This is a genomic window from Bacillus sp. AK031, from assembly GCF_053903065.1.
The window spans coordinates 2,021,096-2,033,478 of sequence record NZ_CP096424.1 but is presented as its reverse complement, the minus strand read 5'-3'; the positions used below and the strand labels follow the sequence as shown (position 1 = coordinate 2,033,478).

General features: G+C 41.6%; 11 protein-coding genes. 2 read left to right on the top strand and 9 right to left on the bottom strand.

Annotation, left to right across the window (positions count from 1 at the left end; all coding sequences use genetic code 11):
* Positions 1 to 126: 126 nt before the first annotated feature.
* The 4 genes from M1E09_RS10435 to M1E09_RS10420 all read right to left on the bottom strand — a co-directional run bounded on the left by M1E09_RS10435 (position 127) and on the right by M1E09_RS10420 (position 2,512).
* A complete protein-coding gene (locus M1E09_RS10435; RefSeq protein ID WP_456274763.1) occupies positions 127 to 747 on the bottom strand; it encodes a sterol desaturase family protein in 621 nt (206 codons plus the stop codon).
* Positions 722 to 1,435, bottom strand: coding sequence for a GntR family transcriptional regulator (locus tag M1E09_RS10430; RefSeq protein ID WP_456274762.1), 714 nt, complete (start codon positions 1,433 to 1,435; stop codon positions 722 to 724). The genes M1E09_RS10435 and M1E09_RS10430 overlap by 26 nt, the downstream gene beginning before the upstream one ends.
* Before the next feature lie 194 nt (positions 1,436 to 1,629).
* Positions 1,630 to 1,971: a hypothetical protein gene (locus M1E09_RS10425; RefSeq protein ID WP_456274761.1), complete on the bottom strand. Its 342-nt coding sequence runs from the start codon at positions 1,969 to 1,971 to the stop codon at positions 1,630 to 1,632.
* A 157-nt stretch (positions 1,972 to 2,128) separates the two neighbouring features.
* On the bottom strand, positions 2,129 to 2,512 hold the full coding sequence (locus M1E09_RS10420; RefSeq protein WP_456274760.1) for a hypothetical protein: 384 nt from the start codon (positions 2,510 to 2,512) through the stop codon (positions 2,129 to 2,131).
* A gap of 309 nt (positions 2,513 to 2,821) precedes the next feature.
* Between M1E09_RS10420 and M1E09_RS10415 the strand changes: the two genes are divergently transcribed.
* Positions 2,822 to 3,010: a hypothetical protein gene (locus tag M1E09_RS10415; protein ID WP_456274759.1), complete on the top strand. Its 189-nt coding sequence runs from the start codon at positions 2,822 to 2,824 to the stop codon at positions 3,008 to 3,010.
* Positions 3,011 to 3,235: 225 nt separating this feature from the next.
* Here the strand turns inward: M1E09_RS10415 and M1E09_RS10410 are convergent, their stop codons facing one another.
* The 5 genes from M1E09_RS10410 to dcuS form a co-directional block, all read right to left on the bottom strand.
* Positions 3,236 to 3,580, bottom strand: a complete 345-nt coding sequence (locus tag M1E09_RS10410; protein ID WP_456274758.1) for a hypothetical protein — start codon at positions 3,578 to 3,580, stop codon at positions 3,236 to 3,238.
* Between the two features lie 591 nt (positions 3,581 to 4,171).
* Positions 4,172 to 5,506, bottom strand: coding sequence for a 2-hydroxycarboxylate transporter family protein (locus tag M1E09_RS10405; protein WP_456274757.1), 1,335 nt, complete (start codon positions 5,504 to 5,506; stop codon positions 4,172 to 4,174).
* 36 nt (positions 5,507 to 5,542) lie between these two features.
* Positions 5,543 to 6,733, bottom strand: a complete 1,191-nt coding sequence (locus M1E09_RS10400) for an NAD(P)-dependent malic enzyme (RefSeq protein ID WP_456274756.1) — start codon at positions 6,731 to 6,733, stop codon at positions 5,543 to 5,545.
* 147 nt (positions 6,734 to 6,880) lie between these two features.
* Positions 6,881 to 7,582 carry a response regulator gene (locus M1E09_RS10395; RefSeq protein WP_456274755.1) on the bottom strand — a complete coding sequence of 234 codons (702 nt, stop codon included), beginning with the start codon at positions 7,580 to 7,582 and terminating at the stop codon, positions 6,881 to 6,883.
* Entirely contained in the window at positions 7,575 to 9,182 is a 1,608-nt protein-coding gene (gene dcuS / locus M1E09_RS10390) for a DcuS/MalK family sensor histidine kinase (protein ID WP_456274754.1), read from the bottom strand. Before dcuS ends, M1E09_RS10395 begins: the two co-directional genes overlap by 8 nt.
* A 1,564-nt stretch (positions 9,183 to 10,746) precedes the next feature.
* Here dcuS and M1E09_RS10385 point away from each other — a divergent pair.
* Positions 10,747 to 12,291, top strand: a complete 1,545-nt coding sequence (locus tag M1E09_RS10385) for a metal ABC transporter solute-binding protein, Zn/Mn family (RefSeq protein ID WP_456274753.1) — start codon at positions 10,747 to 10,749, stop codon at positions 12,289 to 12,291.
* Positions 12,292 to 12,383 lie beyond the last annotated feature (92 nt).

Sequence of the window (12,383 nt, the reverse complement as noted above, 5' to 3'; positions counted from 1 at the left end):
ATGGTTATGGGCTCTCGGGCATACTCGGGGTATATCACAATGCTGCTGAATATTTCCATTTTCTATATTTTAACATAATTAAGAATATCTTGATTTTCATACAAAAAAGAGACAGCAACCTGCCTCTCAATTCACCCTCTTCTCTAAATCCTTAACGGTTTCACTATTCTCCACGTCATTCTGATCCTTCAGTGTCCCAAACATGGCGTCTACAAATGGTGTTGATACTCCATACCAGTAATTTTCATTTTTATAGTGGTGCAGTGTATGTGTTTTCTTCACCCATTTTCCAAACCTTGTCTTCGGCTTAATCGGCCGGTGTGCAATGAAGTGTCTCCATTCATAGACAAGCAGCATAAAGATCAAGCCCAGGCCAAATGCGATTGTTCCTTCTGCTGTTCTGGTAATGAAGTAAAATATCATGGCTAATGCGAGAAAGTTGGGAATGCTGTACCATACAGGTAAAAATAGTAACTTTAAATCATTGGGGTATGTGTGGTGATCATAATGTATGCGCTTTAAAAACTTCAGAAAGTAAGGGTTTTTGGGAGCTTTCAAGTGAAACAGGAATCGATGCGTAAGATATTCACTGAACATAAATATTATTAATCCTATCCCAAAATATAATAATTCATAAAGAGTTGGACCCATGAGCACTGTAACAACAGCATGTACACTGAGAATGGCCATCAGTATGACAATATCACTATGTAAAAAGAAATCACGAAATTGGCCTTTCGTTTTCATTGTTTTCACCCTCCAAATTTTTTTCTTTCCACAGCTCCAGGCTCTTTTTCATCACTTCCTTGGTAAGCCGTTCGATTTCCACTAAATCCTTTTTAAGCAACGAATCTAAAAAAGCGTCATAATAGTTCCTTGATACTTGCCTATGTTGTGGGTGACTAAAATACTTTTCCCCTACTTTCAAATAAACGTCTTTGAAACTATTGAGAATCAATAAATACATTGGATTGGGTGACATACTTGCCAAGCTGCACTGGAGGTTCCAATCAAATTGTGCATAAGCCTCTGCCTCATCTTCTAACTCATCCATGTGTGTAAATAAGGAAATCACTTTAAGAGGCTGATGGTTTGCAGCATCCGTAATATAGGAAGGAGACAGCGAGATTCGCAATTCCAGCATATATTTTATAAAGGCGTCTGGAATATCTTCATATGACATGAGGATCTTCACAATGGTCATCAAGTTCCCTTTCTTCCAATAATCGTTGATGGTCGCGGGCATTCCGGACCGAATGGTGATCCAGCCATCTCTTTCTAATCTTTGTAGAACTTCCCGTATAGTTGGCCTCCCCACGTTATAAGCCTCAGCCAATTCTCTTTCTGATAACAAAGGGGTATTGATTGCGTACTCCCCTCGCAAAATCTTTGTAATGATTTGTTTCTCGATTTTATCAGAGGAACGTTCTTTCAAGGTAACTGCACTTCCTTTTTGTCTGGTAATACCAATTTTATTACTGGTATTACCAATATATGATTCTATAAATATATTTGTCAAATTTTTCTGTTAATTACCATTTATATCACTTCCTTCCTCGGTTCCAACAAATCTCGCCTTGGAACTTTTTTAAAACAAAAAAAAGAGCCATCCCTATCGATAGCTCTTGTTCACAGCTCATTTTTTCCTTGCAAAACTTTACTCAGATAATTTCCATATTCCTTTTGCAAGGTCAGCCCCTGGTCAATCATTTCCGTCCAAATACGTTGGTCGAGCTTGAATAATCCTTTGCTCTTCAGGACATCGATTTCCTGCTCGGTCAGGTTTATTTGATATTCCTGATTCCAGTTTTTCACGACCAATTCATAGTCCTTGAACTTCATTACTAATACTTCATAATTCACATCCCATTCCTGCAGCTGCCGCTCTATGATGACGGCGACATGCTTCAGAAAGTCTTCATCATTCATGATTTCCTTCATATACCCTCGGACCATTCCGTTTATATTCATAGCATTCCTCCTGGGTCGTGCTCGATTTTCAATATCGGTCACTCTCTGTTTTCCCGCCTGTATTTTTATAAAACCAATACGGCACACTCGGATGGATTTCTGCTGAATATGAAAGGGATATCAGGTAAGGAAGTATCCACTGAATTAGACATTTTTTTCAATCCTTATATAAATCATGCGCTTTCTTAAGGAAGGTCCCTTTCCCTTCGTCATCCATCCACAACTCGATTAAATCGTGAACCTCATCTGAGTTATCTGAAGAACGTTCAAATGAATGGAGCCACCTGCTGGCTTTTTCCATTTCGTTGATTTGCCTGTCAATCCAGTAATCTTTCAGCATCCTGATATCATTTTCTGTTAAGGAGAATTTCTGTATGTTGTCTCTGTACTTCGGAAAGGCTTCGTAGTTCTCCCAGCTTGGAAAGATCCCGTGTTCCAGGAAGGCTTCCATATGGGCTTCAACCACCGCTTTTAGAATTTTCCGCTTCGAGGCCGGGCCGATCGGAATTTTGATCATACCGTCAAACAAACTATACTTCATGGGAGGGGCTCCTCTCGTGATTATTAGCTAAAGATAGTTTGTTGTCATGATATTCAAACTGGCGTTGTTTAGTACTTCAATAGCTCCTATTTTAAAAAAGGCTAAAGGCAGCCTGATGATTACTGTATTTAACGAGTGGCTTTCTGTGCAGGCGTCGGAGACCGCATGTACCTCAGGGCTGGGGTCCTTACCAATGGATGTATCCCGATTCCATAAGAAATAAAAGCCCCCCATCCCCATGGAATTTTTTGTGAATTTCTCTTATTCTCTTGAATATAATGGTAAAATATAGATTCAGGGAGTGGTTAAATGAAGTGGTTTGGAATGTTAATCGTACCAGGCGAAAAGGAAATACCGAAAGTTACCGTCAGTGTCGAGGAAACTAAAGACGGCCAATACTATGCGAAGAGTGATTGTGGTGAGGTAGAGGCGGAAGGATTCGGAGCTCTTGAAACCGCATTGATGGTATACGAGTACAGCATACAATGGAGGAAGTAGGAAAGGCAGAAATGAAATGGCTGGATTAGCCTCCTACATTCTTCTCCCCGGGATGGAGGGACAGCCTTGTCCCAGCCCGAGCCTCAGGGATAAGTAAGCACCCCCGCCTAATCAATTGAGCAGCATGCTCCCCCTCCAGAGAAAAACTTTGGTTGTGCAACCATTTCCTACTTTCACAAGCGGGACATATCACCTGTCCCCGTGTACCGCCCATTACTTTCTCGCCTATTTATTAGTCTTATTAATAGCGTCAAACAATTTATCCGGGGATAATTTTCTTAATTCCGGATTTCTTGCTAGTGCTTTTTTTGCGGTATGAATAAATACATCCGTATCATTTCTGTCAAAGCCTTTTTGCAGGAGTAAGTATTGACGCAATTTTCTACAAGGATCCAACAAAAACTTCTCATTTTGAAATTCAGACATGGCTCTTTCGCGGTCAATTTCGCATACCTTCATCAATACTCGCAAAACTTCCTCATCCTTGACCTTTGCTTCATAAAGTGCGGCAGTTACAAGTTTTATCTCATTATTCCTAATTTGACGTTCTTCTATAGGTCCCAAATACATGTTCATACCCTCCTGCAAATGAATGTTTTTATTTTGAGTGATGGACTTAATGGAGATTGAATAGCTTAATTTATTATAATCCTTATATACTTATTTATCTCTTTTTCTAGAACTCTTTTTCCTACATTTTCAATAATTCCAGCATTTGTCATACCGAGGTTTCACTGTGACAGAAAATGAAATTCATGCCTATTACTCCTGATCTTTACTGAGAAAGAGGCTGGGACAAAACCTTAAAAAAGGCTCTTTTCGCATAGAATGTCTCTGAGTAAAAAGAATGGATTTCCGCTCCAGGTGCACGACTCCGCGGGGCGGGCGGTGAGCCTCCTCGGCTTTGCCTGCGGGGTCTCACCTGTCCCGCTAGTCCCGCAGGAGGTCGCGCACCTTCCGCTCCAATCCGCTTACGATCAGGAAGTAGCGGTAAATAACCTTAAAAGTAACCTCTTTAAGATAAGAGCATAATAACATGAATGAACCACATGAAGTCAAGAGTATATAACCCCTTGATCTCATGCGGTTTTATTTTTGATTATTTATGCTTAAATCAATTAGTTTTCAAGTTATGTCCCAGCCTCTTTTAAAAGGCTATTTTTATGTGAACAGCGGTATCAACAGTCCGGCAAGTAACAGAATCAATGCTCCTCCCAGACGTGAAGATATTTGAGCAAATGGCATTAATTCCATTCTTTTTGAAGCTGATAGAACCGCCACATCACCGGTTCCTCCCATGTTTGCCATACATAGGCCGGCTGTAATTGCCGCCTCAATCGGGTAGAAGCCAACCAGTCTGCCAAGCAGCGCAGCCCCGATAACCGCACCGAGCACTACACCGAATACAGTTAAAATGTATTGCAGAGTCAGTGCCTCCAATACTGTTCCGAGATCCGTATACGCTACGCCGATACCAAACAGTAATGCGAAAGTCCAGTTTTTTGCAACGAACTGATACCATTGGCTGGCACCATCTACTACTGTTGCAGGAATCGCGTTTGCCACTTTCGCAGCTGCAACCAGGATAATCATGATTGCATATGCGTGCAATGGGATGAATGAAGCCAGTAATGTACCGACTGTAAAAAATGTTAAAGCAGCAAGCAGACCCGCACCCATTTTTTCAATATCATATTTTAATTCCGGTTTTTCATACTTGAATCCTTGAATCAATTGGCCGTTTCCAGTAAGGGATGGGAATTTCTTTCCGATGATATCCAGTATACTTGCTAGAACAATTGCGAAAACATTTCCCAGTGCCAAAGCAGGAACCAACATGGAGATATAATAACTTGGCTCGTTACCGAGAAGTTCTGAATAAATTTGACTCATAGGAACAGCACCGGCTCCCATTCCGCCGCCCATGATGGGCATTGCAATAACCAGTACAGCTTCCTGGAGTGTGAATCCAACCATTGCGCCAATCAGTGCTGTGAGGGCAACTGCCCCTATGACAGCTCCACCAATAGGAAGGAAATAACGGAGCCCGACTTTCACAAGAATCTTAGAGTTCATGCCAAGGATGCTGCCTGTTATCAATGCAGCGATATAGAAATTAAGAAATCCCCCCGACCTCATGAAATCAGTGACCGAAGTTGTAATCTCTTCAGGAAGTAAACCACTGTATACCATGTAAGCGGAACCAAAAATAGCGACAATGGCCCCACCGCCAAGGAATGTTTTTACAATCGGCAGTCTGTCTCCAACATAACCAAATAATTCACCCAGAACAATCATGACCAGCAAACTTCCAATCATTCCGCCTGGCAGATTTCCTGTATACATACTGATCAGCGTGATTGCTGTGAAAATACCGAACCATACCATGGGGGTGTTAAAGATTGCGATCTTACCAGCATTCATTGATTGTACATTGGAATTTACTTGCTTTTTTGTTTCATAACCATTCTTATAATTTCTTGCTGCTTCTCCCATTATCTTTTTCCTCCTCTGTGTCAGGTGAAGCCCGGTTTATGAAACCGAACTCCGCCCTTTTTTCTGTTGAATCGCAGTTACTCTCACTGCTTTTGCTACGAGCCTTGCCACTCTTTCATCCAGTGCTTTTGGAATGATATAATCCGCACTCAGTTCTTTATCTGAAATAACACCGGCAATTGCATAAGCAGCTGCCACTTTCATTTCCATCGTTATATCTTTTGCTTTAGCATCCAAAGCGCCACGGAATATGCCGGGGAATGCCAGAAGATTATTTACCTGGTTAGGATAATCAGAGCGTCCTGTTCCGACTACTGCTGCACCGGCTTCCAGTGCTTCTTCCGGGTAGATTTCTGGAATAGGGTTTGCCATCGCCAAAACAATCGGCTCTTCGTTCATGGCCTTGATATGTTCAGGATTCATAACACCGGGAGCGGAAACACCGATAAATACATCAGCCTCTTTTATTGCTTCGTCTAATGTCCCGGTTATACCAGTCAAATTGGTCTGTTCAGCTATTTTTTCTTGTGCAGGGTTCAGCCATTTTTCACCTTTGCAGACGACTCCCTCCAAGCTTACCAGAGTGATATTCTTATAACCTGCATGCAATAAGAGTTTCGCAATTGAAATACCTGCAGCACCCGCTCCATTGACGACAATCTTAATGTTTTTATGAACTTTGTTCACTACTTTAAGAGCATTATAGAGCGCGGCCAAAACGACGATCGCTGTGCCATGCTGGTCATCATGGAATACAGGGATGTCCAGCTCTTTCTTCAATCTTTCTTCGATTTCAAAGCAGCGGGGAGCTGAGATATCCTCTAAGTTCACTCCGCCGAAGCTTGACTGAAGCGCTTTCACGATATTGACGATTTCATCTACATTTTTTGTATCCAGGCAAAGCGGAAAAGCATCGATATCGGCAAAATTCTTGAATAGAATGCTCTTCCCCTCCATAACTGGCATCGCCGCCTTTGGACCTATATCGCCTAGGCCCAATACAGCTGTTCCATCAGAGACAATCGCTACCATGTTCCCTCTGGAAGTCAGTGTGTCCACCTCAGCCTCATTCTCCGCGATTGCCTTACATACATCGGCAACCCCGGGGGTATAAACCAGACTTAAGTCTTCTTCACTATTAATATCTACTTTGCTGTTTACTTCAATTTTTCCGGAATGCTGTCGATGAAGTTCGATTGTTTCATCTCTCAGGTTTCGTCTGGACATTCTATCTCCTCCAAGTAATCGCTTTCATAATGTATTTTCATCTTAGAGAAATTTCAAAGAGATAAATAGGTTATGAAATTAATGCATTCTTTTTGAAATTAAAAAAAGCAAAAAACTCAAGAACCAGTAAAGATTCTTGAGTCAGTCTTACAAATATCCTTCTACTATTTTTTCATTTTCTTTGTATGAGTATTGATAAACCGGCCGGCCAATTCCATACACCAGTGTTTCTTCCAAAACTTCGATTTCAGTCAGGAAAACAAGATACTTTCTGACTGAGACCCTGGAAATGTTCGTCTGCTCCGCAATTTCATCTGTTGAAAAATTTTTCAATCTCTTAACTGTTTCAACGATAACTTGGAGGGTGCTTTTGGTAAGCCCTTTAGGCAGTGATTTATCCATCTTCCTCTGGGGGCTCTCAGGTTCAAATAACCTTTGGTCAATCTCCTCCTGACTGAGATTTACACTCTTATGAAAAATTGTGAATTTTTCTTTGAATCTCAAAAGAGCTTGTTTGAATCGGTCGAATTCAAAAGGCTTGATCAAGTAATCTGCGGCACCGAATCGAAGCGCGGACTGTATTTTTTCCGTGTCTGATGCTGCTGTAATTAATATCGCATCCACAGCCATTCCTCTTTCCCTTATTTCACTTAACAGTTCGAGGCCGTTGCCTCCAGGCATAAAAACATCCAGGAGCAGCAAGTCCACTTCTTCTGATTCTAATACTGATTTAGCATCTCTCGTTGTATGAACCACACCGACTAATGAGAACCCTTCTACTTTATCCAGATACCGCTTATTGAACTCTGCCACCATTGGGTCGTCTTCAACTATTAATACTTTAATCATCTTCTATCCCATCTCTCGTTGTTTCATATATTATTTCAGCATTGAAAGCAGTCCCTGTTGAACTCGACTTAACTGACAGACTACCGTTTAGCCGTTCAATACTTTTCTTGACCAAGTACAAGCCGAATCCGCGGTCTTCTCCCTTTGTCGAATATCCCTTCTTAAAAATGGCTGCCCTTTTTTCATCCTCAATGCCTGGCCCAGTATCTTCGACTTTAATGGACAGACGGCCATTTTGCGCTGTCAAGCTTAATTCTATTACTTTCTTTTCGTTCTCTGTAAATGCTTCAATTGCATTATCAATTAGATTTCCAATGATTGTAATCAATTCATGAGTGATTTCAGGTTCAAAGGTTTGCTCTATAGTTGAATCACTTTTTACAATCAATTGTACATTTTCTTCACGTGCATAACTTATTTTTCCCATTAGGAAGCCTGCAAGCACCGGGTCTTTTATGCTTTTCGCAACCATATCGATTTCTTGGTTATTATGATCGACTAGTTTGCGGATGAAATCCATTAATTCATCATACGCTTCTAATTGGACCATTCCAAATATGACATGAAGCCGATTCATGAATTCGTGTGACTGGGCACGGAGCGTTTCAGCATAAGTACGTATCCCCGTTAATTGCTTTGCCAGATGATTCACTTCGGTCATATCCCTGAAGGTTGAAATCGCTCCGATGACTTGGTTGTTGACAATAAGAGGCTCCCGGTTTACGAGGATGGAGACTCCGTTAAGAATCTGTTCCTCGTCACGTTCGGGCTTTCCGGTCTGTAAGACCCTGTCCAATTTGCTGCTTGGCATATAATCAGAAATCTTCATGCCCACAGGTTCATCTGATAATCCGGCCATTTTAAAAACCCTGAGTGCGGATTTATTAACCAGTGTAATATTCTTTTCTTTATCGACTGCCACTATCCCCTCATGAACTGACTGAAGCATGGTGCTTCGTTCCTCGAGCAGCTTCGATATCGCATGCGGCTCGAGTCCAAAAAGCATTCTCTTTATGTACTTTGCCAAAAGAAAAGCCCCTATTATCCCGGCTAATATTCCAAACAACGTACCTTTTATGATATTTTGATGGCCTTCAGATAGTGATGACTGCACTTGCTCCAAGGAAATCCCTACTGCGACAGCTCCGATTTGATTATGTTCATTGTCGTATACAGGGGTAAAGGCTCTTAATGATTGGCCAAGTGTCCCTTTAGAGGTGGAAATGTGCTCATTCCCTTTTAAGACTTCTGCTTCGTCTCCTCCTACGAACTTCTTTCCTATCAGTTCAGGATTGGGATGGGATTTTCTTACACCTTTCATATCCATCACCACAATGAACATCATGCCGGTAATGGTCTGCACTTCGCTCGTAAAATCCTGAATAGCCTGCGCATTCCCTTTTGCCTGTAACCCTTCTTTTACAATTTGAGATTTGGCTACGGTTCTGGAAACAATTTGAGCTTTTTCTTCTTGATTGCTGCGGATTCTCTCCGTAGTGGTATTGCTTATAAGCAGGTCGGTTATTAGTAAGGAAGATAATACAACCAGACATACAAAAAAGATAATGATCATCGACAACTTGAACGGTTTTCTTAACATTGAATCCCTCCAATCTTTAAACATTATAGCAAAACTTTCTCTTTGCTTTTCTATAAAAAATCCCCACTATTTGCTAATCATCTGGAATTTCATGTGTCAAAACGATTAATTTCCAGGACAGATGGGACTGAGGTTCCTTGTCCCATTCAGAGCCTTTGATAGAAGTAAGCACCACAGCCAAATTCCTTTGAGCAGCATGCTCTCCATCCAGAGAAGAACTTTTGATTGCTCAACCTTTTCACACTTTCGCATGCAGGACACCTGTCCCTGTGTCCCAATGTGATCACATGGGTATTTACCAGCTGATCCTTTATATGAACACACAGATGGTCTTTGGCACTCTTTTATTTACCAGCCCACCCTTTTTACGAACACACAGATGGTCTTTATCACTCTTTTATTTACCACCTGGTTCGTTCTCCCATGACTTAGATGGTCTTTGGCACTCTTTTATTTACCAGCTGACTCTTTTTACCAACACACAGATGGTCTTTATCACTCTTTTATTTACCACCTGGTTCGTTCTCCCATGGCTTAGATGGTCTTTGCCCCTCTTTTATTTACCAGCTGACCCTTTTTACGAACACACAGATGGTCTTTACCGCACTCTTTTTTACCACCTGGCGCGTTCTCCCATGGCTTAGATGGTCTTTATCACTCTTTTATTTACCACCTGGCTCGTTCTCCCATGACTTAGATGGTCTTTGGCACTCTTTTATTTACCACCTGGTTCGTTCTCTCATGCCTTAGATGGTCTTTGGCACTCTTTTATTTACCAGCTGACTCTTTTTACCAACACACAGATGGTCTTTATCACTCTTTTATTTACCACCTGGCGCGTTCTCCCATGGCTTAGATGGTCTTTATCACCCTTTTATTTACCAGCTGACCCTTTTTACGAACACACAGATGGTCTTTACCGCACTCTTTTTTACCACCTGGCTCGTTCTCCCACGACTTAGATGGTCTTTGGCACTCTTTTATTTACCACCTGGCGCGTTCTCCCATGGCTTAGATGGTCTTTATCACCCTTTTATTTACCACCTGGCGCGTTCTCCCATGACTTAGATGGTCTTTGACACTCTTTTATTTACCAGCTGACCCTTTTTACGAACACACAGATGGTCTTTACCGCACTCTTTTTTACCACCTGGCTCGTTCTCCCATGACTTAGATGCTCTTTGCCCCTCTTTTATTTACCACCCGATTCTTTTTACGAACACAGAGATGGTCTTTACCACCTATTAGACGAAGGTACACCTGTCTTTCGTCCTTCTGTGTTGCTCCTCGTCCAGTGCTCTAACTCGTTTTGGGTGCAAGGTGTTTTCTTGCTTTTCAGTACCACCTTCCCTCCGCCAACAAAGCAACCGGTTTTCCTTCTTCTTGATATTTTTTGATCCAGCTATGCAGCGTTTGTTCAGCAATTCCCAATTCTCGTTCCTCTTCTTTACAGGAAAAACACTTATACGAATCTACATTCTCCGCGTAAATCAAAATCATTACTATTTACAAATCGTAATAATTACGATATATTACTTTATGATAAATCAAAAGGAGGATACATATGAAGAAAAAATGGTTGGCTTTATTTAGTTTATTAGTAGTCTTTACCCTTGCGGCGTGTGGAGAAAATGAGGAGATTAACAGTGAAGAACAGGGTTCGTCTTCAAGTGAACCGGTGAAAATTTTCACTACAGTATACCCCCTTCAGTTTTTTGCAGAAAGGATTGCAGGTGAAGAAGCTGAGGTTGAATCCATCCTGCCGCCAGGTTCGGATTCGCATACATATGAACCCACATCTAAGGATGTCATGAAAATTGCTGAAGCAGATGCATTTATCATGAACGGCGCTGGCCTTGAGGCATATGCAGAAAAAATCGCTGAAGCTGTAGAGGACGAAGATGTGAAAGTGATCGAAGCATCTGAAGGGATTGAGCTCAGCGAAGGATCTCACGACCACGATCATGGAGATGATCATGACCATGGAGATTATGATCCCCATGTTTGGCTGGATCCAATCCGCTCCGTTGAATTAGCAGAGAACATTAAGGATTTATTAATAGATATAAAGCCTGAACAAGAAACACTATTTAATGAAAACTTTGAAACTCTCAAGAGCGACCTGGAATCGCTTAATCAGGAGTTTGCCACTGATCTGGAAGCAGCTTCAGGCAATCACTTTATCGTTTCTCATGCGGCTTATGGCTACTGGGAAGAAGCCTACGGAATTCACCAGCTTGCTGTTACCGGTTTGAGCCCGACACAGGAACCGTCTCAGAAAGAACTGCAGACACTTGTAGAGACAGCGAAAGAATATGGATTGAAACATGTCTTTATTGAACAGAACATTACAACGAAAATAGCTGAAGTCGTAAAGGGAGAAATTGGTGCGGAAACACTCAAGCTTCATAACCTTTCTGTACTGACAGACGAAGATATTGAAAAAGATGAAGATTATTTTACACTGATGAGACATAACCTGGCCCAGCTTCTCACAGCATTGGAGCAAGCGCCTGCTATAGAACCTGAAGAACACGACCATGATCACAGCCATGAATTAGATGAAGAAGCACAGAAGATTTATGATGGTTACTTTGAAGATGATCAAATTAAAGACCGGGAGTTATCTGACTGGGAAGGAGACTGGCAATCTGTTTACCCTTATTTACTGGATGGCACCCTCGATGAAGTATTTGCTCACAAAGCAGAAGACGGAGATAAGACAGCTGAAGAATATAAAGAGTACTATACAATAGGATACAAAACAGGCGTCGAGCGCATCATCATTGATGGAGATACGTTCACCTTCTTTGAAAATGGAGAAAAGTCGTCTGGATCTTATGAATATGACGGATATGAAATATTAAACTATGAAGCTGGAAACCGTGGAGTTCGCTTTATCTTCAAGTTTGCTGAAGAGCAGGAAGGAAAGATGCCAAACTATATCCAGTTCAGTGACCACAACATTGCCCCAACCGATTCACATCATTATCACTTGTATTGGGGAGATGACCGCGAAGCGCTGCTGGATGAAGTCACTAACTGGCCAACCTATTACCCTTCTGATCTTAGCGGTGAGGAAATCGCTCATGAAATGATGATACATTGATCATCCTTCCTTGAGCCCGATACATTTCAGAAATTAATACAAAGCTAATATCCGGTGCCCCATTTTTGGCACCGGATATTTTTATCGGGACG